Source organism: Streptosporangium sp. NPDC048886 (assembly GCF_055586905.1).
The window spans coordinates 1-25,688 of record NZ_JBVJHH010000063.1; the positions used below are offsets into that span (position 1 = coordinate 1).

General features: G+C 71.7%; 24 protein-coding genes. 17 read left to right on the forward strand and 7 right to left on the reverse strand.

Annotated elements, in window-relative coordinates:
- Window positions 1–309 precede the first annotated feature (309 nt).
- Window positions 310–1,044, forward strand: coding sequence for a DUF998 domain-containing protein (locus ACZ6R6_RS44895; RefSeq protein WP_470103185.1), 735 nt, complete (start codon window positions 310–312; stop codon window positions 1,042–1,044).
- A gap of 202 nt (window positions 1,045–1,246) precedes the next feature.
- Here ACZ6R6_RS44895 and ACZ6R6_RS44900 read toward each other — a convergent pair whose 3' ends face one another.
- From ACZ6R6_RS44900 to ACZ6R6_RS44910, 3 genes are all read right to left on the reverse strand, one after another.
- The gene (locus ACZ6R6_RS44900) at window positions 1,247–1,714 is read right to left on the reverse strand and encodes a hypothetical protein (protein WP_470103187.1); all 468 of its coding nucleotides are present in this window, start codon (window positions 1,712–1,714) and stop codon (window positions 1,247–1,249) included.
- 314 nt (window positions 1,715–2,028) lie between these two features.
- The gene (locus ACZ6R6_RS44905; RefSeq protein ID WP_470103189.1) at window positions 2,029–3,297 is read right to left on the reverse strand and encodes an MFS transporter; all 1,269 of its coding nucleotides are present in this window, start codon (window positions 3,295–3,297) and stop codon (window positions 2,029–2,031) included.
- Between the two features lie 421 nt (window positions 3,298–3,718).
- A complete protein-coding gene (locus ACZ6R6_RS44910; protein WP_470103191.1) occupies window positions 3,719–4,528 on the reverse strand; it encodes an MBL fold metallo-hydrolase in 810 nt (269 codons plus the stop codon).
- 91 nt (window positions 4,529–4,619) lie between these two features.
- On the opposite strand from ACZ6R6_RS44910, the gene ACZ6R6_RS44915 reads away from it, so the two are divergent.
- From ACZ6R6_RS44915 to ACZ6R6_RS44925, 3 genes are all read left to right on the forward strand, one after another.
- Window positions 4,620–5,246: an ABATE domain-containing protein gene (locus ACZ6R6_RS44915; protein ID WP_470103192.1), complete on the forward strand. Its 627-nt coding sequence runs from the start codon at window positions 4,620–4,622 to the stop codon at window positions 5,244–5,246.
- Window positions 5,247–5,348: 102 nt separating this feature from the next.
- The gene (locus ACZ6R6_RS44920; protein ID WP_470103193.1) at window positions 5,349–6,200 is read left to right on the forward strand and encodes a MerR family transcriptional regulator; all 852 of its coding nucleotides are present in this window, start codon (window positions 5,349–5,351) and stop codon (window positions 6,198–6,200) included.
- A complete protein-coding gene (locus ACZ6R6_RS44925) occupies window positions 6,197–6,724 on the forward strand; it encodes a GyrI-like domain-containing protein (RefSeq protein ID WP_470103195.1) in 528 nt (175 codons plus the stop codon). The genes ACZ6R6_RS44920 and ACZ6R6_RS44925 overlap by 4 nt, the downstream gene beginning before the upstream one ends.
- Window positions 6,725–6,985: 261 nt before the next feature.
- Here ACZ6R6_RS44925 and ACZ6R6_RS44930 read toward each other — a convergent pair whose 3' ends face one another.
- Window positions 6,986–7,279 (reverse strand): Lrp/AsnC ligand binding domain-containing protein, encoded by a 294-nt coding sequence (locus tag ACZ6R6_RS44930; RefSeq protein ID WP_470103196.1) that lies wholly within the window; start codon window positions 7,277–7,279, stop codon window positions 6,986–6,988.
- Here ACZ6R6_RS44930 and ACZ6R6_RS44935 point away from each other — a divergent pair.
- Window positions 7,224–7,490: a LysE family transporter gene (locus tag ACZ6R6_RS44935; protein ID WP_470103198.1), complete on the forward strand. Its 267-nt coding sequence runs from the start codon at window positions 7,224–7,226 to the stop codon at window positions 7,488–7,490. The genes ACZ6R6_RS44930 and ACZ6R6_RS44935 overlap by 56 nt on opposite strands.
- Window positions 7,491–7,699: 209 nt before the next feature.
- On the opposite strand, the gene ACZ6R6_RS44940 is transcribed toward ACZ6R6_RS44935, so the two are convergent.
- Complete coding sequence (locus ACZ6R6_RS44940; RefSeq protein WP_470103200.1) at window positions 7,700–8,311, reverse strand: TetR/AcrR family transcriptional regulator; 612 nt, start codon at window positions 8,309–8,311, stop codon at window positions 7,700–7,702.
- A gap of 79 nt (window positions 8,312–8,390) precedes the next feature.
- Here ACZ6R6_RS44940 and ACZ6R6_RS44945 point away from each other — a divergent pair, with 79 nt between their 5' ends.
- Window positions 8,391–9,251 (forward strand): NAD(P)H-binding protein, encoded by an 861-nt coding sequence (locus tag ACZ6R6_RS44945; protein WP_470103201.1) that lies wholly within the window; start codon window positions 8,391–8,393, stop codon window positions 9,249–9,251.
- A gap of 320 nt (window positions 9,252–9,571) precedes the next feature.
- Window positions 9,572–10,093, forward strand: a complete 522-nt coding sequence (locus ACZ6R6_RS44950; protein ID WP_470103202.1) for a GNAT family N-acetyltransferase — start codon at window positions 9,572–9,574, stop codon at window positions 10,091–10,093.
- Between the two features lie 216 nt (window positions 10,094–10,309).
- Here the strand turns inward: ACZ6R6_RS44950 and ACZ6R6_RS44955 are convergent, their stop codons facing one another.
- The gene (locus ACZ6R6_RS44955; RefSeq protein WP_470103203.1) at window positions 10,310–10,657 is read right to left on the reverse strand and encodes a DoxX family protein; all 348 of its coding nucleotides are present in this window, start codon (window positions 10,655–10,657) and stop codon (window positions 10,310–10,312) included.
- On the opposite strand from ACZ6R6_RS44955, the gene ACZ6R6_RS44960 reads away from it, so the two are divergent.
- Window positions 10,650–11,606, forward strand: a complete 957-nt coding sequence (locus ACZ6R6_RS44960) for an FAD-dependent oxidoreductase (protein ID WP_470103205.1) — start codon at window positions 10,650–10,652, stop codon at window positions 11,604–11,606. The genes ACZ6R6_RS44955 and ACZ6R6_RS44960 overlap by 8 nt on opposite strands.
- A 242-nt stretch (window positions 11,607–11,848) precedes the next feature.
- Window positions 11,849–12,394 (forward strand): ferritin-like domain-containing protein, encoded by a 546-nt coding sequence (locus ACZ6R6_RS44965; RefSeq protein ID WP_470103207.1) that lies wholly within the window; start codon window positions 11,849–11,851, stop codon window positions 12,392–12,394.
- Between the two features lie 37 nt (window positions 12,395–12,431).
- On the opposite strand, the gene ACZ6R6_RS44970 is transcribed toward ACZ6R6_RS44965, so the two are convergent.
- Entirely contained in the window at window positions 12,432–13,754 is a 1,323-nt protein-coding gene (locus tag ACZ6R6_RS44970; protein ID WP_470103208.1) for a carotenoid oxygenase family protein, read from the reverse strand.
- A gap of 997 nt (window positions 13,755–14,751) precedes the next feature.
- Between ACZ6R6_RS44970 and ACZ6R6_RS44975 the strand changes: the two genes are divergently transcribed.
- The 8 genes from ACZ6R6_RS44975 (at window position 14,752) to ACZ6R6_RS45010 (ending at window position 25,528) form a co-directional block, all read left to right on the forward strand.
- On the forward strand, window positions 14,752–15,984 hold the full coding sequence (locus tag ACZ6R6_RS44975; protein WP_470103210.1) for an aminotransferase class I/II-fold pyridoxal phosphate-dependent enzyme: 1,233 nt from the start codon (window positions 14,752–14,754) through the stop codon (window positions 15,982–15,984).
- Entirely contained in the window at window positions 15,984–16,820 is an 837-nt protein-coding gene (locus tag ACZ6R6_RS44980; protein ID WP_470103212.1) for an HpcH/HpaI aldolase/citrate lyase family protein, read from the forward strand. Before ACZ6R6_RS44975 ends, ACZ6R6_RS44980 begins: the two co-directional genes overlap by 1 nt.
- A complete protein-coding gene (locus ACZ6R6_RS44985) occupies window positions 16,817–17,329 on the forward strand; it encodes a MaoC family dehydratase (protein ID WP_306869560.1) in 513 nt (170 codons plus the stop codon). Before ACZ6R6_RS44980 ends, ACZ6R6_RS44985 begins: the two co-directional genes overlap by 4 nt.
- On the forward strand, window positions 17,326–18,264 hold the full coding sequence (locus ACZ6R6_RS44990) for an ornithine cyclodeaminase family protein (protein ID WP_470103214.1): 939 nt from the start codon (window positions 17,326–17,328) through the stop codon (window positions 18,262–18,264). The genes ACZ6R6_RS44985 and ACZ6R6_RS44990 overlap by 4 nt, the downstream gene beginning before the upstream one ends.
- Window positions 18,261–19,667, forward strand: coding sequence for an MFS transporter (locus tag ACZ6R6_RS44995; RefSeq protein ID WP_470103216.1), 1,407 nt, complete (start codon window positions 18,261–18,263; stop codon window positions 19,665–19,667). The genes ACZ6R6_RS44990 and ACZ6R6_RS44995 overlap by 4 nt, the downstream gene beginning before the upstream one ends.
- Window positions 19,664–21,238 (forward strand): M20/M25/M40 family metallo-hydrolase, encoded by a 1,575-nt coding sequence (locus tag ACZ6R6_RS45000; RefSeq protein WP_470103217.1) that lies wholly within the window; start codon window positions 19,664–19,666, stop codon window positions 21,236–21,238. The genes ACZ6R6_RS44995 and ACZ6R6_RS45000 overlap by 4 nt, the downstream gene beginning before the upstream one ends.
- A gap of 509 nt (window positions 21,239–21,747) precedes the next feature.
- Window positions 21,748–24,366, forward strand: coding sequence for a heat shock protein Hsp90 family protein (locus ACZ6R6_RS45005; RefSeq protein WP_470103219.1), 2,619 nt, complete (start codon window positions 21,748–21,750; stop codon window positions 24,364–24,366).
- The gene (locus tag ACZ6R6_RS45010; protein ID WP_470103221.1) at window positions 24,356–25,528 is read left to right on the forward strand and encodes a hypothetical protein; all 1,173 of its coding nucleotides are present in this window, start codon (window positions 24,356–24,358) and stop codon (window positions 25,526–25,528) included. Before ACZ6R6_RS45005 ends, ACZ6R6_RS45010 begins: the two co-directional genes overlap by 11 nt.
- Window positions 25,529–25,688 lie beyond the last annotated feature (160 nt).

The following is a 25,688-nucleotide window of genomic DNA, read 5'->3' on the forward strand; positions in this document are numbered from 1 at the left end:
ACTCCTGTGCTCGTGGGTCATCTCGACCCGTTGTTCGCCTATGCACAGCTTTCCTTCCGGCCTGGCCGGCCCGCATCCGTGGCGACCACGGAACCGGCCACGGAACCCGGCCACGGAACCCGGCCACGGATCAACGACACGGATCTCGGGGGTGTCATCTGTCTTGGCGCGCGATCGAAAGGGACTTGTCCCGTGCTTGTGCGCCCGGACGCCGGCCCCTCCGGCGGCGGGAGCCTAGGGTCCAGGGCCACGCCGTCCGGCCGTCAACATTGGTTGACAGGGTCGCCATGTCAACTTAGATTGACATTCATGAGAGGCACCCTACTGGCCGCCCCGCCACCCGCCGGCGGCCCGTCACGGCCGGATCACGCCCATGCGACGACGAGACGGCTGCTCGCCTGCGGTGTGATCGCCGGCCCGCTGTTCGTCGCCGCGTTCCTCGTCGAGGGCGCGACCCGCGCCGGCTACGACCCGCTGCGCCATCCGGTCAGCTCGCTCGCGCTCGGAGACTCCGGATGGACCCAGAGCGCCGCCTTCATCGTCACGGGCCTGCTGACGCTCGCCTTCGCCGTCGGCCTGCGGCGGGTGCTCCGGGGCGTCGAGGGGCCGGCTCGGGGCTCGGTCTGGGGGCCGGCGCTGATCGGCGTGTGGGCGGTCCAGCTGATCGGCGCAGGGATCTTCACCACCGACCCGGTTAGCGGCTATCCGCCGGGGACCCCGGACAGGCTCGTGGAGTACGGCAGCGCTCACGCCGCCGTCCACGACCTGATCGCGCTGCCCGGCTTCGCGGCGCTGGCCGCGGCCTGCATGGTGTTCGCCCTCCGCTCCGCCGCGCGCCGCGAGCGCGCATGGGCGATCTACTCGGCCGCCAGCGCCGTCGCCTTCGTGGGCACGTTCGTCCTGGCCACCGTCGCGTTCGAGCAGGCCGCCGGGCTGGTCCAGCTCGGCGGGCTCTTCCAGCGCGCCGCGGTCACCGTCGGCCTGGGCTGGCTCACCCTGCTGGCCGTCCGCGCCCGGCGGGCCCACACGGCGCCACGGCGCTAGGTTCTCTTCCCTGGATCACCGAACATCTCTGGATCACCGAACATCGGGCGGCGTGGCCCGCGCCGTGGACTTCGCCGGACCTTCGCGCTGCGCGCGGTTCACGCCCGCGCCGTGTTCGATCGGGGCCCTGCCCCGGACCTGACCTGGGGGCCTCCCGGCTCCTTGCGCTCCCCGGTCCGCGGGCCGGTCCGCCTGACGCGTTTCAGCTGCCGCAGTGGCCCTCGGGAATGCTGGCGGCGTAGCTGGTGTAGCCCCCGCTTTTGAAGGTGTAGCCGTTCGTCCAGACACACTTGCCCGCGCCGGCACCTCTGATGGGGCCCGCGTAGTACTTGAAGGTGCCGTTCTGCTCGTAGGGCGTGTTGCCGATGATCATCTTCACGCCGGTCTTGGTGGCCACCCCCACGGACACGCTTTTGATCGTGACCGCGCAGTTGTAGCCGTTGGAGTTGTTGTAGAGCAGGTAAACCTTGCCGCCGGAGCTGCCGTTCAGGTGCGTCAAGGTCCTGGAATCGATCACATGGTAGCCCGAACCGCAGACCCCCTCAGGGGTGTACGGATTGGCGGCGGCATGCGCGGTCCCCGCCGAGGCGAGCAGCGCGCCCGCCCCCAGGGCCCCCGCCATGATCAGCCTGAGCGCCCTGCCTCGATGCGACAGCGATCGGAACACCATCAACTTCAAACTCCTCAACGTATGGACCGTGCCTGGATCACGGGCGAAACGACACGCGAGGACGCTATCGATCTTGAGTCCGGCGCCAAGCGTGCACTGACTGAACTCCATGCGAACACTCACTGACATCGTTGACGGCCACCTCACGCCCGGTCGCGGTGACGGTGTGTGATGATCGCCGGGTGGTGGGCGGCACCCGTTCGCGGAGGAGGGGCAGCCGGCGGAGACAGCGCCCGGCGACCTATGTCCGGAAAGTCCGGGCTCTGGCTGTGGCCTCAGGCGGCCCGTGTCAGCCGTGTTCCGGTGACACCCCGTTATCGGTTGCGGGTGATGGCGGCGATGGCGGGTAGGAGCGCGAGGGCGACGACGCCGCCGGCGAGGGCCAGCGTGGGGAAGCCGGTGATGGCGACGACCAGGCCCGAGAGCATGCCGCCGAAGGCGCCGGCGATGGCGATGGCGACGTCGACCAGGCTCTGGGTTCTGGCGCGGGTGGCCAGCGGGACGGCGTCGGTGATGATCGCGGTGCCGGCCACGAGGCCGAAGTTCCAGCCCAGACCCAGCAGCGCGAGGGCTGCCGCGAGTTGGGCGACGGAGTCGCCGGGGGCGCCGGCGGCGACGATTCCGGCGGCCAGCAGGGCCAGCCCGGAGGCGACGGCGATCGTGAGGCGGCCGTAGCGGTCGACGAGCCAGCCGGTCAGGGGCGAAGGCAGATACATCGCGCCGATGTGGATGGCGATGACGAGGCCGGAGGCGGCGGCGCCGTGGCCGTGGTCGTGCATGTGGACAGGCGTCATCGTCATGATCGCGACCATGACGAGCTGGGTGAGCACCATGACCAGCGCGCCGACCAGCACGCCGGGGCGGCGCCTTTCGGGCGCCGGGCGTGGCCGGCCGTCGGCGTCGCTCTGCTGCGCGTACGCTGCGGCGGTGCGTTCGGCCTCCGGGGCGCGGGCCAGCAGCAGCGGGTCGGGGCGCAGCCAGATGGCCAGGACCAAGGCGGCCGCCGCGTAGGCGGCGCCGGCGAGAAGGAACGGCCCGGCCAGGTGGGGGATGCCGAGGGTGCGCGCGAGGGCGCCGGTGGGCGCGGCGAAGTTGGGGCCGACCACACCGCCCAGGGTGGTGGCGACCAGCACGGTGGATACGGCGCGGGCGCGGTGGGCGGGTGCGGCCAGATCGGCTCCGGCGTAGCGGGCCTGCAGGTTGGTGGCCGTGCCGGCGCCGTAGACGAACAGTGCGAGGAACAGCAGGAGGGGGTTGCCGGCGACGGCGGCGGCGATGACGCCCGCGCTGCCGACGGCACCGGTCAGATATCCGACGGCAAGGCCGGGGCGGCGGCCACGGGTCTGAGAGATGCGCCCGACGGCGACGGCCGCCAGCGCGGAACCGGCGGTGCCCAGGGCACTGGGCAGACCGGCGAGGCTGGTGGAGCTGAGCATGTCCTGCGCGAGCAGGGCGCCGACGGTCACGCCGGCGGCCAGTCCGGCGCCGCTGAGGACCTGGGCGGCGACCAAGACGATCAGGATGCGGCGCTGCGCCCGGGAGCGCGGGAGGTCCTCGATCCGGGCAGGCGTGGAAGTCGTCACGAGAGAGTTCTTTCGACAGGCGTGGCCCGGCCGGACGGCGCCGCCGGCGCGGTTCCGACGGGCGAGGTCGACGGGGTTGAGCGGGGCGGTTCCGACGGGTTGAACGGGGCGGGGCCGACGGGCTCACGGGTGGGGCTGGCTCGGGAGGCGTCGCAAGGTCGGGCGGCCACGGCGCTGATCAGCGCGGCGGCCGCCGTTTCGAGGCCGCCAGATGTGCTCCAGCGGTCCGGCGGCAGCCGCGCCGCCCAGCGCTCGGTCGGCGCCGGGCCATGGCGGGCAACGCCGGGGAAGGCGTGCGGACGCCGCTGTGGCAGGCCGCGTCGGGGAAGGCATGTGGGTGCTGCTGTGGCAGGCCGACCCGGTGGAGGCCGGGAGCCGGCGGGCCCGGCCAAGGTGGCGGCCGGCGCCCGGCCTGCCCGGGTCAGCCCAGGTCGCCCAGGTCCAGGCGGTCAGCCAGCCCGGCGGCGGTGAAGGCGGCTACCAGTTCGTCGCGGCCCTCGGTGAAGTGGGCCCAGCTGTCATAGTGGACGGGAACCACCCGGCGGGCGCCGAGGATCTCGGCGGCCTCGGCGGCCTGGGCGCTGTCGAGGACGATCAGCGCGCCGTCGAAGAGGACGGGGAAGCGGGGAGCCCCGGCGAAGAGGATGGCGGTGTCCACCGGGCCGAAACGCGCGGCGATCTCCTTGACCAGGTCGAGCGAGGCGTTGTCGCCGCTGACGTAGACCGTGGGCAGGCCCTCCCCGGTCAGGACGAATCCGACGACCTGACCGGTGACCGGTTCGACCCCCTCGCGTTCGCCGGGCCCGTGGATGGCGGGCACGCCCGTCACGGTGATCCTGCCGCCGCCGGGGCGGTCCAGTTCGATCGACTCCCAGTCGGCCAGCCCCTTGGCCCCGTCTCCCAGGCGGTGTCCGCCGCCTGGCGTGGTGAGGGTGAGCGGGACGTCGGCGAGCAGGGCTCGGCCGGAGTCGTCGAGGTTGTCGGGGTGCTCGTCGTGGGAGAGCAGGACCACGTCGACGCGGCCGAGGTCGGCGGGCGCGGCGGAGGAGGGCGCGGTCTTGGTCAGGATCGGGGGGCCGGACCTCTGGTGGTCGTCGGGAGCGTAGTAGTCGCCGGGAGCGTCGAAGGTCGGGTCGGTGAGAAACCTCAACCCGCCGTAGTCGAAGAGGGCGGTCGGGCCGCCGAAGACGCGGACGGGGAACTGCTCATGGATGGTGCCGGTAGCGGACACGACGGAACTCCCTCACGGATGAAGACTTATCTATCCGTGAAGTGACCGTAGTTGTTCATCACGGATGAATGCAAGCCGTACCATGAGAGGCATGAGGGACACCGCGACCGCCGAGTCTGCGCTGCCGCCCGCGCCGGGGGCGGAGCAGTACCTCGCACTCGACTTCGTCAACAGCGTCATCGCGCTGCCCGGGGGGCACTTCATCGATCTCCTCGGCGTCCCCGCGGCGACGCAGCGGTGGCTCGTGGAACGCGACCTCGCTCCGCCCGACGCCGGGGTGCAGGAGATGTGCGCGGCGCAGCTGCGCTCGCTGCGCGAACACCTCAGGTCGCTGTGCGCCTCCCGCGTTGCGGGACTTCCCGCCCTGCCTGCCGCTCTGTCCGCCGTCAATGACGCGCTGAGCAGGGTCCCCACGGCCGCCCTGCTGTACTGGGACGAGAAGAACGGCCCCTACCGCGCGGCCCCGTGCCCCACCAACGAGATCCTCGACCACGCTCTCGCGAGTCTCGCCGCCAATGCGGCCGACCTCCTCACCGGCCCCGACGCTGAGCGGCTCACCCTCTGCGGTTCCGCCCCCTGCAACCGCTACCTGCTGCGCCACGGCCGCCGCCACTGGTGCTCCATCCGCTGTGGCGACCGTGCCCGTGCCGCCCGCGCCTACGCCCGCCGCACCCACCCCCAGGACGCGCCGGAGAGGGTTTCGCCGGAACACGGCTGACACGGGCCGCCTGGGGCCACAGCCAGCGCGGGGACTTTCCGGACATAGGTTGCCGGACAGCGATTGGACTCTCCCCTCGGGGGAGGGCCCATGCTGGATCCCATGCACGAGCAACACCTGCAGGACCTGCTGCCGATCGGGGCCTTCGCCCGGTTGTCGCGGCTGAGCGTCAAACAGCTGCGCAACTACGCCGAGCTCGGCCTGCTGGAGCCCGCCTACGTCGACAAGGACACCGGCTACCGCTACTACCAGGCCGGCCAGGCCCGCCAGGCGTTGACGATCGGGCTGCTCCGGTCGCTGGATGTGCCGTTGGCGGCCATCGCCGAGGTGCTGTCGGGGACGGCGGGCGCCCTGGGGCAGGTGGAGCAGGAGCTGCAGGCCGAGCTCGAGCGGCGCCGCCGTACCTTGGCGATCTTGCGGAGGGTCATGGCCGACGGCCTGCCCCAGGCGCAGATCCGGCTGGTGCGGCAGGAGCCGTTGCGGGTACGGCTGACGCGCCGCCTGGCCGCCGGTCCCGGCGACATCGCTCGCGCCACCGGCGAGGCCATCGCCGAGCTGCTGGCCGCTCACCGGCTGGGCGAGATGGCCGATGGGCCGGACGGGCCGGTGCGCGGGCCCGGGATGCCGGTGGGCCGGTCAGCGGGTGGGGCAAGCGGGCCGCCGCAGCTGATCGGTCTGTTCCCGCTGGATGTGACCGATCCGGTGGAGGTCGGCGCGGCCCTGGTCACGGCCGCGCCCGGCGACGCGCTGCTGCCCGGGGGCGTGCTGGCGGCCGCCACCCATGTCGGTCCCTATGACCAGATCAACCTGACCGCCCATGCCCTGCTGGCCTGGTGCGCCGAGCGCGGTCACCAGCCGGTGGGTCCGATTCGCGAGGTGTATGTGTCCGACCCGGCCGTCACCTCGCCAGACCAGCTGGTCACTCACTTGATGCTTCTGTTGGAGGAGTCATGACTGTAACCACTGCTCATTACGGGCCTACCACCTGCCTGAACGTCACCGGGCTGGGTGAGCCCGGCGGGGCCGAGCATGTCGGTGCCATCGGGGCGCTGTATGCCGTCGCAGGCGCGATGGGCGTGCCGATGCCTCCGATGGAGGGCCGCTGGTGGGTGGAGAGCGACCAGCCGCCGCTGACGGTGCCGCGTGAGCAGTGGCGCTGGCACCTGCTGTTGCCGCTGCCCGCCCTGCCGGAGGCGGGGGCGCTGGAGCGGGCGCGTGAGGCGGTCCGTCCTTCCGGCGCGGCGGTCGACCGGGTGCAGGTGGTCACCTTCACCGAGGGTGAGTGCGTGGAGGTGCTGCACGAGGGGCCCTACAGCGAGGAGGCGCGCTCGCTCAAGCTCCTCGACGAGCACATGGCCGAGCACGGCCTGGTCGCCAACGGCCCGCACCACGAGATCTACCTCACCGCGTTCGATGCCCCGGAGCCGAGGACGGTGCTGCGTCAGCCGGTACGGCACGCCGCGGGTGGGCGGGGATGAGCTGGTCCTGAGCGGCTGACGGCGCGGCGGGCGGGTTCTTCGCGTTCCCGCCCGCAGAGATGGAGGCGTTCCCGCCCACAGGGGCGGAGGGGAGCGCCGGCCAGGCTCGTCGGTGCCCCATGCCGATCGACCCCCGGACGTCCGGGGGGCGCCTCCGACAGGAGGACCTGAACGACTCCGCTCGAAACCGTCCGGACCAAGATGTCGTGCCGCGGGCCAGGGCCTGTCCCGGCCGTCAACTGCATGCGGCAGGGCGGTGGCTCACAGAGGCAGGGGCCGGTTTTCCACGACGCTCTTCATGACCAGGGTGGAGCTGAGGCGCTGGAGGCCGGACAGGGTGGCCAGCCGCTCGTCGTGGAGCCGCTGGAAGGCGGGCAGGTCGCGGGTGATGACACGCAGCAGGTAGTCGGGGTCGCCGAAGAGCCGTTGGGCCTGAAGGACGTGGGGGACGGCGGCGACGGCCTGTTCGAAGTTCTGGGCGGTGTCCTCGCTGTTCGTGGTGACACCGGGGGCGGACCGGGCATACGCGATCGCCGCCGGACTGCGCCACCGCACGGTGCCGCCCGCGGTGGGCGGACTTCCGGCCGGTCATCTGGCGGCCACCGCGGTGGTGGCGGCCGGCGTGGCCGCCCTGGTGGCCCGCTCGCCGCTGGTGCTGACCGTGCTGACTGCGGTGGGTGCGGCCTGTCTGGTGTGGCTGGGCGTGGGCATGCTCACCCGCCCGCCGGCCCCGCAGGCCGGCGGCGAGCAGGCGACCGGCTCATGACTGCGGCGGCCGGCCAAGGGCGCCGGCGTCAGTGGGCTCAACCCGAAGGTGTTCCTGCTGTTTCTGGCACTGTTGCCGCAGTTCACCGACCCGGAGGCGGCCTGGCCGATGCCGGTGCGGCGTTCACACTGCCGAGGGGCGCTGGTCGCGTTCGCGAAGGGGGCCGGTGGAGCCCGGGGACTCAGAAAGGGGCCGATGGAGCCCGGGGGTCAAGGGGCCGGGTGCCTGGCGGCGTCGTCGGGCAGGGTGTCGAGCCATCGGGTGAGGCGGTTTCCCTCGCGGGTCATGATCTCCGGGTCGCGCAGGGCGTTGGCCAGCAGTGACATGCCCTGGTAGGCGCCGACGAGCGCGATCGCCAGGTCGCCGGGGTCGGGCAGTCCCAGCTCGCGGAATTGGCGTTCCACCCAGTCCAGCAGTGACCGGATGACCCTGCCCGCTTCCAGGTCCATGCCTCCCTCCGCGCGTTTGTCGAGCTCGACGGCCAGGGTGCCGGTGGGGCAGCCATAGCGGGCCGCGACGTCGCGCTGGCCGACCCACGTGCCGACCAGGGCCTTGAGGCGTTCGAGCGGGTCGGGGAGCCTGTCGAGCTCGCCGGTGAGCTCCGTGAGGTATCCGGAATGCTCGGCCAGGGCGGCCTGGACCAGCTCGTCCTTGGTCTTGAAGTAGTAGTACACGTTTCCGACAGGGACGTCGGCGGCGTGGGCGATGTCGGCGATGGTGGTGCGCTCCACGCCCTGCTGGTGCAGGACCCGGGCGGCGGCGGCCGTCAGCCGCCGTCGCTTGTCGGCCCCCCGCTCCCGGGATTTCGTTGAGTCAGTCACCCCACTAACTATAGACGCGTGCCCGCCGGGATGTGCTACCGTCCATCCAAGTAAGTCAGCTAACTAATTAGGAGACAGTATGATCGTGGTAACGGGAGCGACCGGGAACATCGGGCGGACGCTGGTGCGGTCGCTGGCCGAGGCGGACGAGCCGGTGACGGCCGTGTCGCGGAAAATCACCGGGTCCGACGTGCCGCAGGGAGTGCCGGCCGTCGCCGCCGACCTGACCGATCCGGCGAGCCTGCGGCCCATCCTCGACGGGGCAGACGCGCTCTTCCTGCTGATCTCCGGCGACTTCACGTCGGCCGCCGAGAACCCGAGCGGCGTCGTCGGCGACATCCTCGGTGACGCGAAAGCCGGCGGAGTCGGACGGATCGTGTTGCTGTCCTCCCAGGGAGTCGTGACCCGCCCCCACTCCTCCTCCCACGGGAGCACGGGACGGTCGATCGAGGAGGCCGTCCGGCAGTCAGGTCTGGACTGGACGATCCTGCGGCCCGGTGGCTTCAACTCCAACGCCTACGCCTGGGCCGAGTCGGTCCGCACCCGGCGGACCGTCGCCGCGCCGTTCGGTGACGTCGGCCTGCCGTTCATCGACCCGGCCGACATCGCCGAAGTCGCCGCCGCGGCCCTGCGCGAGGACGGTCACGCGGGCCGGGTCTACGAGCTGACCGGGCCCGCCCTCACCACGCCGCGGCAACGGGCCGAGGCGATCGGCGACGCGCTCGGTGAGCCGGTCCGGTTCGTCGAGCAGACCCGCGACGAGGCCCGCGCGCAGATGCTGCGGTTCATGCCCGAACCCGTGGTCGAGACGACCCTGGACATCATCGGCGAGCCCACCCCCGGCGAGCAGCGCGTCAGCCCGGACGTCGAGCAGGTCCTCGGCCGCGCGCCCCGCACCTTCGCCGACTGGGCCCAGCGCCACATCGCCGCCTTCCGGTAGGACCGGCAGCCACGCGGTCAGCCCCGGCCGGGCCGTCCTCGGGGTAGGACCGGCAGCCGCGCTGCCAGCCCCGGCCGGGCCGTCCTCGGGCCGGATCCCCCCGCCACGCTGACCGCACCGCGGCCGCAGGACCGCCTGAAAGTGGTTTGCCCGGAGCGCGGAAGGATTGTTAGCATCGCGGCGGCGTGAGAGACGCCTGGTCATCGTGTGGTGAGGGAGGTTGATGAATATGGCTGCCAGCGGCTGTTTTCAGCATGCCTTCCTCCGGTCCGACCGAGCTTGAGCGCGGTCCGGGTCGTTCCGACGATCAGGAGTTCCACATGTCTTCCTTCTTCCCGATGACCGACATCGATCTGGTCACCGACCGCCTCGTCCTGCGGCGGTGGACGCCCAGCGAGGTCACCGCCGTCCTGGACGGCGCCCGGCAGGCCCACTGGGCCGAGGACTTCCCCGCCGAGGGCGATCACGTCATCGTCGGACTGTTCGCCGACAACCCCGCATGGCTGGGGGAGTACGGGCACCGCCAGATCATCGAGCGGGCCGGCGGCCTGGTCGTCGGCTCGATCGGCCTGTTCTGGCCGCCTGGCGAGGGTGCCGTCGAGATCGGGTACGGCGTCGTCGCCTCCCGGCGGGGGCGCGGCTACGCCCCCGAGGCCACCCGCGCGCTGACCGAGTTCGCCTTCACCGCACCGGGCGTCCACACGGTCCACGCCACTGTGGAGCTGTCGAACCCGTCCTCGATCCGGGTGCTGGAAAAGGCCGGCTTCCAGCGCTGGAGCACTGAGGCCGAGGAGAACACGGCCCGATACCGCGCCACAGCACCGGCCCCGACCCGGCGGTGACCCCACGGGGCCGGCAGCGGGGCACCGCTGCCGGCCCCGGCCCTCCCCGACGGATCCGCACCCCCAGAGCACCTGACATCCTGCTCACCCTCTCCACCGCCGTCTTCTCCGAGATCGCCTCGGTCCCGGGAAGAACAGTCCGGCGATCTCAGCCGGTCAGCCCGATGGCCGGGCCCCCGTCGGTGGGGTGCCCGGCCGTCGAGATGGTGGAGGCGCTCAGGCGGCGTATCCCAGTGCCAGGACGGCGACCACCGGCGCCAGGTACAGCAGGGGGAAGGGGATGTGCGAGTACGAGCGTGCCCGGATCACGGTGATGACGGCCCCGGTGAAGTACAGCACCAGGCCGATCCCCGCCAGGACGCCGATGACCGGGACGGCGAGGCCGGCCAGCAGCCCCGCCGCCCCCGCGGCCTTGGCCGCGCCGAGCCAGGGCCACCACGAGCGGGGGACGCCGTAGTCGGTCAGGGGCTCCGCGACCCACTTGGCCCGGATGAAGATGGACAGCGCCGAGAAGCCCACCCATGCGGCGGCCAGAACAGTGACGACGACGTAGGCGATGGGCATCAGGAACGCTCCTCATCAGGGGGGCCGGTGGGGATCCACCGGCCGGGTGTGTTTCAGGTCCTCACTGCCTCGACCCCGTGGGGCACGTGAGTGTGACAGGACGGCGGAAAATTCTTCAGCGCTCGCCACCGGCAGCCGTCTGGTCCGGCCGGAGCCGCCCGGGACCGAGCGCCTGTTCGACGTCGACACCGTCGAAGGCGCGGCCCGGCTTGCGGCCCGCCTGCGAGGGGCGGACGGGTTCACGGCCGTGGTCGTCGGAGCGGGGTTCACCGGTCTGGAGGTCGCCACCGAGCTGGCGAGCCGCGGCGACGTGGTGCTGGTGGAGCGTTCGGACGCCGTCGGGCCCGATCCCGGGCCCGGTCCGCGACCCGTGATCGAGGCGGCCCTGACCGAGCTGGGGGTCCGGACGCGGCTCGGTACGAGCCTCGTCGCCGTGGACGACGAGGGCGCGGTCCTCTCCGACGGCACGCGGATCGCGGCCGACGCGGGCGTGTGGACGGCGGGCGTGCAGGCCGGTCCGCTCGCCTCGCACGTCCCCGGCGACCGGGACCGGCTGGGCCGCCTGATGGTCGATCGGCGGCTGCGAGTCTTCGGGGACGTGTTCGCCGCAGGTGACGTCGCCGCCGCCCGGGCCGACCCGGACCACTACGCCCTGCAGTGCTGCCAGCACGCCATCCCCATGGGGAAGGTGGCCGGACACAACGCCGCCGCCGACCTGCTCCGGCTGCCGCTGATGGACTTCGCGCCGCCCCCGTACGTCACCTGCCTCGATCTCGGGGCCGCCGGTGCCGTCACCACCAGGGGCTGGGACCGGGAGGTGCAGCTGACCGGAGCGGATGCGAAGGAGCGCAAACGCATGATCCTGAAGGGGATCCACCCGCCGGTCGACGACGCCGAGGAGCTCCTCCGGGCGGCCGGTGAGCAGGGCTCGGGCGTCCGCCGCCTTTGACGGCATCGGCCGTGCCCGGACGGTCAACCGGCATCGGCCGTGCCCGGACGGTCAACCGGCATCGGCCGTGCCCGGACGGTCAACCGGCATCGGCCTGGCGGGCGCGGGGGCGGCGGCCGGGTCGAGCCCGGCCCGGCCGGGGAGCCGGTCAGCGACGACGATCCTGCCCGTGCCACGTCAAGCCCTCCTGTTGACGGACCGGGAGATTTGATGGATCGGGGATTCGGGGTAGGGGAGGAGGCATGGCTGAATTTCTGACCGACATCAAGGAAATCCGTGCCCGGGCCCGCCAGGAGATCGACAAGGGGCCGATCACCTCGGCCTACGGCGCCGATCTGCCCCGGGTGATTCAGGTGTGCAACGAGGCGCTGGCCACCGAGCTGGTCTGCGTCCTGCGTTACAAGCGTCACTACTACACCGCCAGCGGCCTCTACGCCGAGCCGGTGGCCGCGGAGTTCCTGGAGCACGCGGCCGAGGAGCAGGAGCACGCCGACCGGCTCGCCCGGCGCATCGTGCAGCTCGGCGGCGAGCCCGACTTCAACCCCGACACGCTGTCCACCCGCGCGCACGCGGAGTACGACGCCAGCCTCGACCTGATAGAGATGATCAAGGAGGACCTGGTCGCCGAGCGGATCGCCATCGCCTCCTACACCGAGATCGTCCAGTGGCTCGGTGACGGGGACGTGACCACCAGGCGGATCTTCGAAGACCTCCTCGCCCAGGAGGAGGAGCACGCCGACGATCTCAAGGCGCTGCTGGAAAGGCTCCCCGACGCGCCCAGGCGCTGAGCCGCCCCGGGGTGGGGCGCCGCGGCGCCCCACCGGCTCAGCCGTCCGGGATCCAGGAGCCGTGGAAACCGGCCGGGACCCGGCGCGGCAGCCGTACCAAGGCCACCCGGGTGAGGTCGGCGGCGTTGAGGACCACCAGCTCCGATCCGACGCCCGGCCCGCCGGTGACCATGGAGATCAGCCAGCCCTCGTCCTCTCCCCGGGCGTCCCCGGCCGGGACGTAGACCGCCTCGCCGGCCATCCGGTCCGGGCCTGTCTTGTGGACGGTGCTCGCCCCGCTCCGCACGTCGTATTTGACGATCGCCTCGGAGGAGACCGCGTAGAGGTAGCGGTTGCGCTCACCGGTCCGGCCGTCGTTCAGCGTGGGAAACTCCACCTCGAGGTCGTCGAGCTGCTCCTCCCGGGCGTCCTCGCCGGGGGTCAGCACATACCGGTGCAGGTGGGCCGTCCCGCGCACGGCCGCCCTGGCCGCCGGGTGGGCACTGCGGCCGAGGCCGTCCCACACCGCGGCGAACGCGGCGGGGGTGTAGCGGACGGCGTCGAGCACGACGCGGCCGGAGCCGTCCTCATGGGCGTTGGCGGTGTGGAAGACGTAGCACGGCTCGATGTCGTACCAGGTCGCCTCGGCGCCGCCGGTGCGCGGCATGACCCCGAGGCGGGCTCCGTAGCGGTCGTCCCACCGGTACGGCACGCTCCCGCCCCCGGCGAGCCCCAGGTCGAAGACGACGGGCAGGTCCATCCAGACGACGTGACCGGCGGTGATGGCGAAGTCGTGCATCATCGTCGGGCCCGGCACCGCGACCTCCCGGCTCTCCACGAGCTTCCCCTCCGCCGACAGGCGGTGGTAGGTGAGGTAGGGCGGGGTGAAGCCGTAGCCGAAGAAGAGCAGCTCGCCGGTGAGCGGGTCGCGCTTGGGGTGGGCGGTCATGGCGGTGGTCAGCAGGCCGCCGAAGTCACACGGACCGACCGTCTCCAGCTCGGCGGTGAGCTCGTACGGCAGGCCGTTCTCGACCAGCGCGAAGATCCTGCCCCCGTGCGGGACGACGTGGGTGTTGGCGGGCACCGCGGTGAGATCGACGGAGAGGTCGTCCCGGACGAAGGGCGCGCCCTCGGTGAGCTCGCGGGTCCGCACCCAGCGGTTGCGGTACCACTGGGCGCGGCCGTCGCGCAGCCGTACCCCGTGCACCATCCCGGGCCCGGTGAACCAGTGGCCGGGATCGCGGCCGGGCAGCGGGTTGGGACCGTTGCGGAAGTAGCGGCCGGTGAGCGCGGGGGGAAGGGCGCCGCTCACCGGCAGGTCGAAGGCGTCGATCTCGTCGGGCACCGGCGCGAGGAAGCCCTGCAAGTACAGCGGAGTCATGGACCGTCCCCCCTCCTCCTCGACGATGGCACGCCGTGCCGGGAGGTCTCCACCGCCCGCGCATCAAGGACCGGGCAAGACGTGACCTGACGGCGCGGGCCCCGCACCCGCCCGCCGGGCACGGGCGGCGGCTCCTCCGGCACTCCGGCCTCGACACGCCAGTTGACCGTTTTTGACTTAATGGAGCCAGACATAAATGACCGGTGTTGACATCGATCGTCCGAGGCTGATACCTCTATTTATGTAGACAGCAAAGAAATGGGGAAATTCACTGTCCGGTCTACTGCGGGGTGTCCTGTCCGATGTGGCGTAATCCCTGGTCGTAGCTTCGGGGTGGACGGATGGAAATGCGGCGTTAACCGTTGTGCCGGTCCGCCGTCGACATTTTGGCATTTCCCTGACACCGCTCTGCTTATTTTTTTGTGTCCGTGCAGACGGGGACGTGTCGGAGGGCTGCGATATCGGTGAAGTCGATCCGGCCGGACGGTGTGATGGCCGGGAAATTCCGCCCTCGCCGCCCGAGTCGGGATCCATTGACGTAACAAGACTGTCGTCATGCGACCGGGGGGCCGGCGGCGCGCTCCCGGTCGAACACGTGCGAGCCGTCCCCGCGCGCGGGGGAGTTCCGCCACGCGTGCCGGATGCGTCCCCTCGCCATCAAGAAGGCCCGCCGGAAGCGGGCCGCCGCCCGGGTGCCCCGCTCCGGCAGGCCCGGCGCCGGAAGGGCCGCGCCGGCTCCGCCCGCCCGCCGGACCGGCCGGCCGCTCCCGGCCGGTGGTGATCTCCGCCGCCGCCCCGGGCCGTCACGGCCCGGAGACCGACACGGCCGCCGGATCCAGCCGGAGGCCGTGAGCCCGCGCGTGCGCGCTCCGTGACAGACCTGGCGCGGCCCGCGCGTGTCCCGCCGTCCCGCCCCGGGACGGTACGGGAGCGGCCGCGCGCCCCCACCGGTGACCGGCCGTCCGCCTCGGGGTGGACCCGTTCGATCAGGAAGGCAATGATGAGTGACACAGAGCTGTACGGCCCCCGCAAGTTCCGCAACACCCAGAAGATGCTCGCCCACAGCCAGGCCAGCTGGCAGGCCGCCGAGGACAAGGGGCTGATAGACCTCTACGTGAGAAACGGCACGGACGGAGTCCTGGCCGACGTCTCGGACGGGCGCGAGTTCGTCAACATGAGCTCCTACTCCTATCTCGGGCTGAACCGGCACCCCGCCGTCATCCAGGGGGCGATCGACGCCCTGGAGCAGGAGCGGATCACCGGGCTGGGCATCACGCCCACCCGGATGCAGCCCGCCCTCATGAACGAGGTGCAGGAGGGGTTCTCGCAGCTGTTCGACGCCCAGTGCCTGGTCGCGCTGTCCTGCACGGTGGCCACCGCCGCCCTCCTGCCGCTCGTCTCCTCGGGCGTGCTCATCGACGGCAAGCCGAGGGTCACGGTCTTCGACAAGCGCAGCCACTTCTGCATGGACGTGATGAAACCGGTGTGCGCCGACGAGAGCCCCGTCTTCACCAGCCCGCACAACGACATGAACTTCATCGAGGACATGTGCAAGAAGTATCCGAGGGTGGCCTACATCGCCGACGGGGCCTACTCGATGGGCGGCGTGGCCAACCTGGCCGACCTGCTGGCCCTGCAGGACCGCTACGGGCTGTTCCTGTGGTTCGACGACTCGCACTCCATCTCCGTCTGGGGCGACAAGGGCGAGGGATATGTGAAGTCGCAGCTCGGTGAGCTGAATCCGCTGACCCTCGTCACGGGCTCGCTGGAGAAGGGCTTCGGGTGCGCCGGCGGCATCATCATGCTGGGCCGGCAGAACGTCAAAAGCCTCATCAACATCTTCGCCGGGCCGATGTGCTGGTCGCAGAGCATGGGCGTGGCCAACCTCGGGAGCCTCCGGGCGTGCGTCGGCATCCACGACAGCCCCGAACTGGGCGAGCTCCAGCGCTCGCTGCAGGACAACATCAGCTATTTCGACGGACGGGTGCCCACCGGGCTCCAGGGCAGCAAGCTGCCTGTCCGGGCCCTCGCCGTCGGCGACACCGCGCTCGCCGTCCAGCTGTCGAACGGCCTGTTCGGCGAGGGCTTCTACTCGGCGCCGGTCTACTACCCGATCACCTCCCGGGGCAGGGAGGGGCTGCGGATCATGATCCGGGCGGACATCGACCGGGAGGACCTCACCCGGTTCTGCGATCTCCTCGACAAAGACGTGCTGCCGCACGTGATCTGATGAACACCACATATCTGTGCAGAAGCCTGATGGTCACCTCGGCCCTGCGGATGGACCGCTTCATCAAGGGCCAGGCCGCCGGCGCCGACATCAACCTGATCGACCTGGAGGACGCGGTCCCGCAGACCGACAAGGAGAGGGCGCGCAACGAGTTCCTGCGGCTCGAGCGCGCCGAGGTGACCGGCACGCTGGGCCTGCGGATCAACAGCCTCCAGACCAGGGACGGCCTGGAGGATCTGATCGCGGTTCTGGACAGCCCCACCGAGCCGGACATCATCGTCGTTCCGAAGGTGGAGTCGCCGCACCAGATCGAGCACGTCGACGGCGTGCTCGGCCGGGCCGGCCGCAGGAGCCGGCTGTGGGCCCTGGTGGAGACCCCCAAGGGCGTCTCCGACGCGATGAGCATCGCCACCTGCAGCGACCGGCTGGTGGCGCTGACGTTCGGGCTCGCCGACTACGCGGCCGAGATGGGCGCCTCCATGGAGTGGGAGGCCATGCTCTTCGCCCGGTCGCAGGTGGTGACGGCCGCCCGTGGCGCCGGGATCGACGCGGTCGACGCGCCCACCTTCGACCTCGACGACCTCGGGCTCCTGCGCGCGGAGTCGCGCAGGTCGGCCGACATGGGATTCAGCGGGAAGATCGCGATCCATCCCCGCCAGCTTCCGGTGATCAACGAGATCTACAGCCCCACCGCCCAGGCCGTGGAATGGGCGCAGGAGGTCGTCTCCACGTTCGAGCGCGAAAGCGCAGGCATCCTGACCGTCGGCAGCCTGATGGTCGGACCCCCGTTCTTGAAGAAGGCGCGGAGCATTCTGGCGCTTGTGGAGGATGAATGAAAGACGTTCAGGCGTTCCAGCACCTCGGCGGGCGCCGCTACCGCGAGAACCGTGGTGTGTTCTACGACGAGTTCGAGGTCGGGGACATCATCGAGCACCGTCCGGGAAGGACCGTCACCGAGACCGACAACGTATGGCAGTCCCTGCTCGCGCTGAACAACCACCCCCTGCACATCGACCACGCCTACGCGCGCACCACCGAGTTCGGCCGGCCGCTGGTGTCGAGCCTGGTGACGCTCTCCATCGTCGGCGGGATGAGCACCAACGGGACCAGCGCCAAGGCGATCGCCAACCTGGGCTGGGAGAGCATCCGGCTGCCCAACCCCGTCTTCGTCGGGGACACGCTCTACGCGGAGACGGAGGTCGTCGCCATGAGGCCGTCCCGCTCGCGGCCGACCGCCGGCATCGTGACCTTCGAGACGAAGGGCCTCAAGGATGACGGCACCCTGGTGGTGGTCTTCACACGGTCGGCGCTGATCCCGCTGGGCGGCGGGATCGACCCGGCATGACGGCCCTCAGGGTCGTCGGCGGCGCCGAGATCGAGGCGGGCGCCGACCTGCGTGAGCTGATCGGGGACATGGAGGACTCGCTACGCGACGACGTGCGCCGCCACTCCGTCACCCCGGCCAGGTTCATGGAGGTCCGCGACAGCCCCTACTCGGTCTTCGGCGCCATGCCGTCGATGAGCGACCCGCACGACCTGTTCGTGACCAAGGTCGCCGCGCTGGTCGACGCGGGCGGCGGGGCGGGGCCGGGCAGGACCACCGTCAACGCGGTGGTGGTGGTGTTCTCGATCAGCACCGGCGAGGCGCTGGCCGTGCTCGACGGCGCCGCCCTGACCGACGTCAAGTGCGCGGCGATCACCGGCGTGGTCACCGACCTGTGCGCGACGCCGCACGCCCGGACCCTCGGCGTGGTCGGGACGGGCGCGCTCGCCCTGCAACAGGTACGCGGGGCCGCCGCGGTCAGGGACCTCGACCGGGTGACGGTCTACGGCCGCGACCCGGACCGGGCCCGCCGCTTCGCCGACCGCGCGCGGCGCTCGCTCGGCGGCGCGGTGGAGGTGGCCGTCACCTCCTCGCTCCGCGAGGCCGTCGAGGGCCAGGACGTCGTCTGCACCGCCACGACGTCGAGCGAGCCGCTGCTGACCGGCTTCGACCTCCCGCCGCCGGTGCACGTCAACTGCATGGGCTCCCACACCCCCGAGTCCCGGGAGGTGAGCGCCGAACTGCTGGAGAGCAGCGTCCTGCTGGTGGAGGACCGCGCGACCGCGGTCCGCGAGGCCGGGCACTGGCACCACGGGGCGCTGGAGCTGGAGGAGGCGCTGCGCCGGGGGCCCGAGCTGCGCGCGGCACGGACGGTCTTCAGCTCGGTGGGCCACGGGTTCCTGGACCTGGAGACCACGGCGCACATCCTGAAGCGGCTGGGCGGTGCGCGTCGGTGACCTTCACCGCGCGCCGCTCCGGCGGCCTGCTGGCCGCGATGCTGTGCGCCATGACCGTGCAGCCGATCGCGCAGACCATGGTGGTGCCGATCCTGCCGTCGCTGGCCGGCGAGTTCGCCGTGTCCGCCTCCGACGTCAGCTGGGTGATGACCGCCAACCTGCTGGCCGCCGCGGTGCTCACCCCGATCCTCGGCCGGCTCGGCGACCTGCACGGCCGCCGGCGCCTGCTGCTGCTGTCGCTGCTGGGCACGGTCGCCGGCTCGGTGCTGGCGGTCTCGACCCACTCCTTCGCCCTGCTGCTGGTGGCGCGGGCGCTGCACGGGATCGGCGGGGGCGTGCTGCCGCTGGCGTTCGGCGTCATCCGGGCCGAGCTCCCCCCGGAGCGGGCGGCCCGCGGGATGGCCATGGTCAGCACCAGCATGGGCATCGGCAGCGGTCTCGGGGTGGTGGCCGCCGGCCTGCTGATGGAGTGGTGGGACTACCGGGCGGTCTTCTGGCTGCTGCTCGTGCTCGGACTGCTGGCGGCGACGGCGGTCGCGCTGTCCGTCCCGGCCGACCGGGGGACCGACCGGGAGGGGGGCGGGACGAGCCCGCTGGCGGCCGTCACCCTGGCGGTCTGGCTGTGCGCGCTGCTGGTCGCGGTCAGCCAGGGCAACGGCTGGGGATGGACCGGCACCCGGGTTCTCGGGCTGCTGGCGGTGGCCGCGGTGGTCTGCGCCCTCTGGCTCCGGGTCGAGAGCAGGACGCCTCACCCGCTGATCGACCTGAGGATGCTGGCCCGGCCGACGGTCGCGCTCACCAACCTCGCCGCCACGCTGACCGGCTTCGGCATGTACGGCGCCTACATCGTGATGACGTCCTTCGCCCAGGTGCCGCAGGAGTACGGCTTCGGCTTCTCGGCCACCGTGCTGATCGCGGGCCTGATGCTGCTGCCGAACTCAGCCGGCAACCTGGCCGCCGGCACGCTCGCCGCCGCACTGATCGGCCGGCGCGGCCCGCGGACGCCGCTGGTGCTCGGCGGCCTCCTCGGCGCGGCGGCGATGATCTTCCTGACCGTCCGGCACCACTCGGCGGTCGACGTCTACCTGGCCGGCGGCGTGTTCGGGCTCGGCACCGGCCTGGCCTTCGCCGCCATCCCCGTCTACGTCAACAGCGCGGTGCCGCCCGGGCAGACCGCCGTGGCCAACGGCACGAACGCCGTGCTGCGCACCATCGGCGCCGCCGCCGGCAGCGCGGTGACCGGCGCGGTGCTGGCCGGCGAAACGGTCGCCGGCACCGCGTCCCCGACGCTCCACGCCTACCAGGCGGCTTTCATGATCACAGCGGCCGGGTTCCTGGCCGCCGCCGCCGTGCCGTTCGCCATCCGGTCCCGGCCGGTCCCCGTCCATGAGGAGATCTCTTGAGTTCTGCAGGCCAACCCGCGTCGGGCATCTCCCGCCGGGCGATGCTGAAGGCCGGCGGCGCCGTCGTCGGCGGGTATGTGGGAGGGACCGCCGACGTCACCGCCGCCCGCGCGCACGCGGCGGTGGAGCCGCCCTCGCCCGCTCCGGCGGCCCGGGTGACGGTGAGCGGCACGGACCCGGTCGCCCTCGCCGCCGAAATGATCAAGTTCGACACCTCGCACGCCGGGCGCAGCGGCTCGGACACCGGCGGCGGTGCCGTGACCCTGGCGCACGCCCGCATGCTGGAGGGCCTGTGGCGGTCCGCGGGCGTGCCGACCGAGCTCGTCCCGACCCCCAAGGCCGACAACGTGCACCTCATCGCCAGGGTCACCGGCGGGGGAGACCGCCCGCCGCTGCTCTTCATGGCCCACTCCGACGTGGTCACGGTGGAGCGGAGCCGCTGGAGCCGCGATCCCTACGGCGGCGCGGTCGAGGACGGCTGGCTCTACGGCCGCGGGGCCGTGGACATGAAGGGCGCCTCCGCCGCGTTCATGGCCGCCCTCCTGCGGCACGTCCGGGAGGGCGCGGAGTTCGACCGGGACATCATCTTCCTGTCCGACTGCGACGAGGAGGGCGGGCCGTACGGCGCGCAGTGGCTGGTGGACAACCACTACGACAAGGTCACCGCCGGAGTGGCCGTCACGGAGGGCGGCTGGGTGCTGAACCAGTCGGACGGCACGACTCCCATGCTCGCGTCGCTGTCCTGCCGGGACCGGGTCTCCCTCCTCCTGGAGCTGACCGCCACCGGTGTCACGACGCACTCCTCGCACCCGGACGACGGGCCCGCCGTCGGGCGGCTGGGCGGCGCCCTGGCCCGGCTGGCCCGCCACCGGCCCGCGATCGGGCTGAGCGACCTGGTCAGGGAGTACTTCACGGTGCTCGCCCGCAGCACCCGCGACCAGGAGTTCTCCAGGGCGATCACCCGGCTGCTGGCGGCCGGGACCCAGCAGGAGCGGGACGCCGCGGGAGCCAGGGTCATCGAGCTCAGCGACTACCCGTGGGTGCACACCCCGATGCTGCGGGCCACGCTGTCGTTCCTCGGCCAGCAGGCCGGTTACTACACCAGCATCGTGCCCTCCACGGCCCGTGCCGACGTGCGCGTGGGTTTCGTCCCCGACGGCGAGGACCCCGCCCGGGTGGTCGCCGAGATCCGCCGTCTGGTGGCCGAGCGGTCGGTGACGGTCCGGGTGGTCGGCCGCCCCGACGAGACGGAGGAGCAGATCCTCGCCCGGGTGCGCAAGACGCTCTCCCGGCCGACCTCCTCCGTCACCACCGACGTGTACGACATGTGGAGGCGGGCCGCGCGCGAGACGTATCCCGGCATCGGCGTGGTCCCCTCGCAGTTCGAGGCGAACACGAGCGCGGGCCCCTGGCGCGACAAGGGGATCCCGGTCTACGGGCTGTACCCCTACGCCGTCGACGGCGACACGGTGACCCGGATGCACGGCGACGACGAGCGGGTCAGGGTGACGGCGCTGCGCACCGGCACCGACATGGTGTACCGGATGCTGGCCGGGATGCGGACGGGCTGACCGCGGGCGGCGAAGCTCCAGCGCGCCGTCCAGGCGGTGCTCCGGGAGCGCCGGTGTTCTTGACGGTCACCCCGCCCTGGAAGGCGCCCGACCACTGGTTGACGGTCCTGTATGTGGCCGCGCAGTCCCCCGCCGGGGGAGTGGCGGCCGGGGTCGGGCTCGGCCTGCCTGCCGGGTCGGGCCGGGGCGGCGGGGGGCGCCCGGGAGGGACGGAGGGAGCGCCCGGGAGGGACGGAGGGGCCGCCGTTCCATGGGCGGGCGGCCCGTCCGTGGCGCGTGAGATATGCGTGGTCCCGGCGGGGAGAACACCGGAACACTGTCCAAATTATGAATTATTTCCCTTTTGCGTTATTTTCTGGAGAAAGTCGATCATTACTTTCTCGCACCGAACTCCTATACATTCTTGGCGATGGCTAGACTTGATCCGGGTAGCCATTTCCGGCCATTTTGTGCGGCGGACATCGATGGCCGTGATCAGCCGGATGGCGTTGTCGAGGCAGGGAGTGGCGATGGCGGGCCGTCCACGCGAGACATTCAAGATGGAGACCGACTTCGAGGGGCTCATCCAGCTCCTCGCCCGGCATCTCTACGCCGACCCCGACGTGTTCGTACGCGAGCTGATCCAGAACGCCCACGATTCGATCGTCCTGCGCCAGTCCGAGAGCGAGGACGTCAGCGGCAGGATCGAGATCGAGGTCCATCCGAAGGACGGGGTGCTGATATTCCGTGACAACGGGATCGGCATGGACGAGGAGGACGTCAAGAGGTTCCTCTCCGTCATCGGGTCCACCGGGACGGGCTCGCTGAGCAGGAAACTGCGCGCCGAGGGCCGGGAGGAGGCGTTCGCGCTGATCGGCCAGTTCGGCATCGGGATGCTCTCCGCCTTCGTCGTGGCGACGAAGGTGGTGGTGCGCACCCGCAAGTCCGCCACCGGCGGGGCGCTGGCCTGGCACAACTCCGGCAGCACGGTCTGCGAGCTCTACGACGACGACAAGCCGGGCGTGGGGACGGAGGTGATCCTGCACCTCGGGCCGGAGCACGGCTACCTGGTCGACCCGCGGCGGATCACCGAGACCGTGATCCGCTACTGCGACTTCATCCGCTTCCCGATCAACGTCGACGGCAAGGGGCCCGTCAACGCGATGGACGCGCCCTGGCACCGGGACGTCTGGCACTCCCCGGGCGAGAAGCTGGAGGCCTACCGCCAGTATCTCGGCCGCAGATATCACAACGACACCCCGCTCACCGTCATCCCGATCGACATCGACGGGGAGTGCCGGGCACGCGGCGCCCTCTACATCTCCGACCGGAACCTGCCCGACCTCGACACGACCGGTGTCGTCGACATCTTCGTGCGGCGCATGTTCGTCCGGGCGGACGACGTCGACCTCCTGCCGCCCTGGGCGAAGTTCGTCCGGGGGCTCGTGGACAGCCCCGACCTGCTGCCGACGGCGGCCCGCGACAACGTGCAGCGGACGCACTCCAGCTTCAGGTTCCTGAGGGAGGAGCTGGGCAAGGTCATCGTCGACCACCTGGCCGACCTCGCCCGCAACGAGCGCAACACCTTCGTCCACATCAACCTCTGGCACCACTACCACCTCAAGGGCATGGCGCTCGTCCACGACGACTTCTTCGCCCAGGTCGCCGACCTGCTCCTCTTCGAGACCAACCGCAGTTTGATGTCGCTCGAGGAATATCTGACGAAGAACTCCCCACGGCCGGAGACGGGGAACAAGGCGCCGATCTACTACTTCGCCTTCGCCGGGGCCGCCGCCCAGTTCTACCGGCTGGCGGACGCGACCGGCTGGTGCGTGATCAACGCGGGCGCGGAGTTCGACGAGGCGCTGCTGGAGAAATACTCGATGTACAACGCCGGGCGCGTCTGGCTGCAACGGCTGGACGCGACCGACGACCCGGCGATCTTCCAGCGGCTGTCGCGCGAGGAGGAGGAGTCCTTCCGCCAGCTCGAGGCCAACGCCGAATGGGCGCTGCGCCGGGCCGGGGTGACCAACATCGACGTGCGGATGCGGAGGTTCGCCCCGCCGGAGCTCCCGGCCGTCATCATCCTCACCCCGGAGAGCGAGGCCGAGCTCAAGCTCCGCGACATCGTGATCCAGCCCTGGTTCCGCTCGCAGCTGGAGGACGTGGCCAACGAGGCGCTGGAGCGCAGCCGCAGGCGGCCCGTCTACCTGCAGCTCAACGCCACCAACCCGCTGGTCAGGCAGCTGGCGGCGATGAACAGGGAGCCGGTCGCCCAGGACCTGATGTACGCGATGTACACCAGCGCCGTCCTCTACTCGCGCAACCTGCTCACCCACGACAACGCCGAGACGATCCACCGCCAGTTCCTGCGCCTGTGCGACAGGGTGGTGAACCAGCGCAACGACCTGGCCGGCCTGCAGGACATGGTGGAGCGCGAGCGCCGCGAGGCGCTGGCGCTGCGGGAGAGCCACGCCGCGCTCGTGGCCAAGCGGCCCCCGCACGTGCTGCTCTTCATGATCGCCCCGTTCTCCGAGGAGTACGCGGTTCTGGAGCAGGCGGTGCGCAGGGTCTTCGAGGGCGGCCCGTACTTCTTCGAGGTGATGCTCGCCCGCGACCACACCTACCGGTCGGGCCTGCTCGACAACACCCGCGAGCACATGAGCCGGGCGCACGGCTTCATCGCCGAGATCAGCGACCTCAACCCCAACGTCATGCTGGAGCTCGGCGCCGCGATGTTCGCCGGGGACGACCGGCCGATCTTCTCGCTGCGGCACCGCGAGGCCAGGCAGGAGGTGCCCTCCGACATCAAGGAGAAGCTCTACATCCCCTACGGCTCGCCTTCTGACGGTGTGGAGGAGCTGGCGGAGGCGATACGACGGGCGGTGGAGCGGGACGGGCAGCCCAGCCACGAGGGGATCGGCCGGCTGATGACCGCCAGGAGGCGACGGTATCTGTCGGCGACCCTGCTGCGCGGCCTCGACGTCAAGCTCTCCGGCGCGGAGGTCTCCGCCCTGCGCAGGGTCTGCACGACGGTGGAGGACCTGCTGGCCCACGATCCGGTGGCGCTGACCGAGCAGACCGGCCTGCGCCCGTACAAGGTCAACGCGGTCCGCGAGATGCTCCGGGAGCTGACCGATGGCCTCTGAGGCGCTCAGCGGCATCGCCCAGACCGCCGTGCGCATCCGTCTCGAATGGAACGGCCGCCTCGGCGACCGCGCGCACAGGCTCGGCCACTACATGCGGGCGGCCGAACTGTTCGGCCGGTGCGCGGACCTGGCCGAGGCGCTCGGCGACGTCCGCACCCAGGCGGTGGCGCTGGTGGAGCAGGGCAACAGCCTCCTGATGCTCGGACGGGTCACCGAGGCCATGGTCGCGGTCGCGAGGGCGCTGCCCGGGGGGCCCGTGGAGGGGACGCCGGACACGGTCTTCGAGGCCCTGGGCGTCTGGTACGACGCGGCGCGCGCGATCCCGGCCGAGCTGCCGGTCATCGAGGGCACCCACCGGATGGCGGAGGAGTTCCTGCGGGGCAACAGGCTCCAGGAGCTGCGGCACGTCCTGCTGTTCCAGCGGGCGAGCCTGGAGTACGACCGGGGCGACCTGCCCAGAGCGCTGGCACTGGCGCGGGAGGGCTGGGCGGTGCGCCGGCCGGCCGGCCCGGTCGATGAGGCGAACACGGCGCTCTACCTCTACCGGCTGGTGTTCTACGCGAGCAGGGCCGGCGACCCGGCCGCGGCCAGGCGGGCCCTGGCCGACCTCGAACGGCTGCCCGGCGCCGGCTCCCCGCAGCGGGAGGAATGGCTGCTGGAGGCGCGGACGGAGATCGCGTGGAGCGAAGGGCGCCACGACGAGGCGGTCGGCCTCCAGAAGAAGCTCCTGCAGCTCACCTCGGGCAGATCCGGGATACCGGACCGGGCGGGGGGCACCTCCGTCTACCTCGTGTGGTCGCAGGTGATCGCCCACCGGCTCTGGGACGCGCGGGCCGGCCTGGTCGCGCTGTCGCACCTGCGGCACGCCACCTCCCTCTGGGACGCGCTGTCCTACCGGGAGCTGCTCGGCGAGTATCACCTGTCGGCCGCCCGGTGGCTCCTGGGCCTGCCCCCGATGTCGTTCGACTACCAGGTCCCCGGGCCGCTGGTGCCGCCCGACCCCGCCTGGCCCCGGTCGGCGGCGGAGGAGGCGCGCCGCGCCCGCGTCCTCTACCGCCTGGCCGACCGGCTCGGGGCGCGGACCGACGCCAAGCTCCAGGGGCACCACAGCCGTGACCGGATGGCCAGGCGGCTCAGGCTGCTGGACGAGCTGCCGCTGTAGGCCGGGGCCGGGCGTGTCCCGGCGCGTTCCCTCCGCCCCGGGAGGGCAGGGCCGCCCCCTGCCCCGCGCGCCGACGCGGGGCGATTGGAGAACGGCACAAACGGATCGGGCCCGGTTCGTCATGAAGACCGAAGAAGCGGTGGCGAGTGCGGCCTAACGT

Excerpts from the sequence above, each read along its gene's own strand:
- ACZ6R6_RS44965 (WP_470103207.1), top strand. The coding sequence starts at position 11,849 with ATGGCTGAATTTCTGACCGACATCAAGGAAATCCGTGCCCGGGCCCGC.
- ACZ6R6_RS44970 (WP_470103208.1), bottom strand. The coding sequence starts at position 13,754 with ATGACTCCGCTGTACTTGCAGGGCTTCCTCGCGCCGGTGCCCGACGAG.
- ACZ6R6_RS44955 (WP_470103203.1), bottom strand. The coding sequence starts at position 10,657 with ATGCCCATCGCCTACGTCGTCGTCACTGTTCTGGCCGCCGCATGGGTG.
- ACZ6R6_RS44990 (WP_470103214.1), top strand. The coding sequence starts at position 17,326 with ATGACGGCCCTCAGGGTCGTCGGCGGCGCCGAGATCGAGGCGGGCGCC.
- ACZ6R6_RS44895 (WP_470103185.1), top strand. The coding sequence starts at position 310 with ATGAGAGGCACCCTACTGGCCGCCCCGCCACCCGCCGGCGGCCCGTCA.
- ACZ6R6_RS44925 (WP_470103195.1), top strand. The coding sequence starts at position 6,197 with ATGACTGTAACCACTGCTCATTACGGGCCTACCACCTGCCTGAACGTC.
- ACZ6R6_RS44915 (WP_470103192.1), top strand. The coding sequence starts at position 4,620 with ATGAGGGACACCGCGACCGCCGAGTCTGCGCTGCCGCCCGCGCCGGGG.
- ACZ6R6_RS44985 (WP_306869560.1), top strand. The coding sequence starts at position 16,817 with ATGAAAGACGTTCAGGCGTTCCAGCACCTCGGCGGGCGCCGCTACCGC.
- ACZ6R6_RS44950 (WP_470103202.1), top strand. The coding sequence starts at position 9,572 with ATGTCTTCCTTCTTCCCGATGACCGACATCGATCTGGTCACCGACCGC.
- ACZ6R6_RS45005 (WP_470103219.1), top strand. The coding sequence starts at position 21,748 with ATGGCGGGCCGTCCACGCGAGACATTCAAGATGGAGACCGACTTCGAG.
- ACZ6R6_RS44945 (WP_470103201.1), top strand. The coding sequence starts at position 8,391 with ATGATCGTGGTAACGGGAGCGACCGGGAACATCGGGCGGACGCTGGTG.
- ACZ6R6_RS44920 (WP_470103193.1), top strand. The coding sequence starts at position 5,349 with ATGCACGAGCAACACCTGCAGGACCTGCTGCCGATCGGGGCCTTCGCC.
- ACZ6R6_RS44975 (WP_470103210.1), top strand. The coding sequence starts at position 14,752 with ATGATGAGTGACACAGAGCTGTACGGCCCCCGCAAGTTCCGCAACACC.
- ACZ6R6_RS44900 (WP_470103187.1), bottom strand. The coding sequence starts at position 1,714 with ATGGTGTTCCGATCGCTGTCGCATCGAGGCAGGGCGCTCAGGCTGATC.
- ACZ6R6_RS44980 (WP_470103212.1), top strand. The coding sequence starts at position 15,984 with ATGAACACCACATATCTGTGCAGAAGCCTGATGGTCACCTCGGCCCTG.
- ACZ6R6_RS45010 (WP_470103221.1), top strand. The coding sequence starts at position 24,356 with ATGGCCTCTGAGGCGCTCAGCGGCATCGCCCAGACCGCCGTGCGCATC.
- ACZ6R6_RS44960 (WP_470103205.1), top strand. The coding sequence starts at position 10,650 with ATGGGCATCAGGAACGCTCCTCATCAGGGGGGCCGGTGGGGATCCACC.